The sequence below is a fragment of the Alkalibaculum sporogenes genome (genome assembly GCF_009362815.1).
Lineage (GTDB): Bacteria > Bacillota > Clostridia > Eubacteriales > Alkalibacteraceae > Alkalibaculum_A > Alkalibaculum_A sporogenes.
Window position 1 is genome coordinate 1 of record NZ_WHNX01000089.1, and the last position, 930, is coordinate 930.

Genomic DNA, 930 nt, shown 5'->3' on the forward strand with positions numbered 1-930 from the left:
ATAAGCACTAATTATCTTTCTAGCCAGATGTTTCATTAATCGTTCTGGTGTTTTCTTAATGGTATTCGCTTCTATATGAGTAGCATCAATACTTACGCTCTTTCCCTTAACGATACCTTTATCTACACATTGTGTTACTATTTCTGTTATGATTTCATCCAGTGTTGAGTCTTGTAACCGCTGAGTTCTAAATTTTGATAATAGACTTTTATCGGGAAGAGAATCTTCTGGGTTAATTCCTATAAAATACATATAAACAAGATTTAAGTTTGCTTCTTCAATAATCCTTTCATCTGAGAGGTTATATAAATGTTGAAGAAAAAGTAATTTGCACATTAACTCAGGTTCTCTTGCAGGTCGTCCAAATTTTTTACAGTAACTTTCTTCTAATAGTTCATTAATAAAACTAAAATCTACAACGGAATTAATCAGTTTAAGTATATGATTTTTTGGTATTTTATTATATAATGATGAGTGAAAGCTTGATTGTTTTGGCATTAGTCGAAGCATGATAGAAACCCCCTTATTGGTTATGTTTGGTCGTACTTACATTATACCATATAATGGGGGTTTTTATTTATAAAACCTAGGAATTTCAAGGGTTTAAGATGTTCTTTTTACGTTTTTTGTATAACAATAACAACTTAGTCTCTTTAGTAATTTGTTTGCATTGTTGACTTAATAATGTTCCATTTATTGATACAACTATCTCGTATTTTAAAACAAGATTCTTCGACTGCTCACAGGATGACGACAATGTAACACTTTTCTAATTTTGAAATATAATCGTTACCGCTGTAAACTAATAATCAAGACTTTTTCACTGGTCTCGTAACGTTCCTTCTTGCATTTCAGCTTTCTTTCAACGCTTTCACCTTCGTTTATGATTCTTTCTGATACACTTAAAGTCTTCTTCTGCCCTTCGCACTC

The 930-nt window shown here is 31.3% G+C and carries 1 protein-coding gene; it reads right to left on the minus strand.

Annotation, left to right across the window (positions count from 1 at the left end):
• The coding region (locus GC105_RS16680; protein ID WP_193708473.1) for a transposase at nt 1-510 on the minus strand (510 nt) is incomplete at its 3' end.
• Nucleotides 511-930: the final 420 nt, after the last annotated feature.